Origin of the sequence: Variovorax sp. PCZ-1, from assembly GCF_018413605.1 — a bacterium.
Lineage (GTDB): Bacteria > Pseudomonadota > Gammaproteobacteria > Burkholderiales > Burkholderiaceae_C > JANMDU01.
Genome location: NZ_JAHCDN010000020.1, coordinates 1 through 917, shown reverse-complemented (window position 1 = coordinate 917; position 917 = coordinate 1). Strand labels below are relative to the sequence as shown.

At 59.0% G+C, this 917-nt stretch carries 1 protein-coding gene; it reads right to left on the bottom strand.

Features of this window, described 5'->3' with window-relative positions; all coding sequences use genetic code 11:
- A partial coding sequence (tuf, locus tag KIH26_RS16905) for an elongation factor Tu (protein ID WP_213446866.1) occupies positions 1–917 on the bottom strand: 917 nt, incomplete at both ends.

Below are 917 nucleotides of genomic sequence, written 5' to 3'. Positions count from 1 at the left end.
ACGGTACGGCCACCCTCACGGATAGCGAAACGCAGACCTTCTTCCATAGCGATAGGCGCAATCAGCTTGACGCTGATGGACACGTTGTCGCCAGGCATGACCATCTCTTTGTCTTTTGGCAACTCAATCGCGCCCGTCACGTCCGTGGTACGGAAGTAGAACTGTGGGCGGTAGTTGTTAAAGAATGGCGTGTGACGGCCACCTTCTTCTTTGGAGAGGACATACACCTCGCCAGTGAACTCGGTGTGCGGCTTGATGGAGCCGGGCTTGCACAGCACTTGGCCGCGCTGCACGTCTTCACGCTTGGTGCCGCGCAAGAGGATACCGACGTTATCGCCAGCTTGACCTTGGTCGAGCAGCTTGCGGAACATTTCCACGCCGGTGCAGATGGTTTTCTGGGTATCGGCGATACCGACGATTTCGATCTCTTCGCCGACTTTGACGATACCGCGCTCAACACGGCCAGTCACCACGGTGCCACGGCCAGAGATGGAGAACACGTCTTCCACGGGCATCAGGAAGGCACCGTCGATGGCGCGCTTGGGCTCTGGGAAGTAGCTGTCCATGGCTTCTGCCAGCTTCATGATCGCGCCTTCGCCGAGTTCGCCCTTGTCGCCTTCCATGGCGAGCTTAGCGGAGCCACGGATGATGGGGGTGTCGTCGCCTGGGAAGTCGTACTTGGAGAGGAGCTCGCGCACTTCCATTTCGACCAACTCGAGCAATTCAGCGTCATCGACCATGTCGCACTTGTTCAGGAACACGATGATGTGAGGAACGCCCACCTGACGGGAAAGGAGGATGTGCTCACGGGTCTGGGGCATGGGGCCGTCTGCTGCGGAGCAAACGAGCACAGCGCCGTCCATCTGGGCAGCGCCGGTGATCATGTTTTTCACATAGTCGGCGTGGCCTGGGCAGTC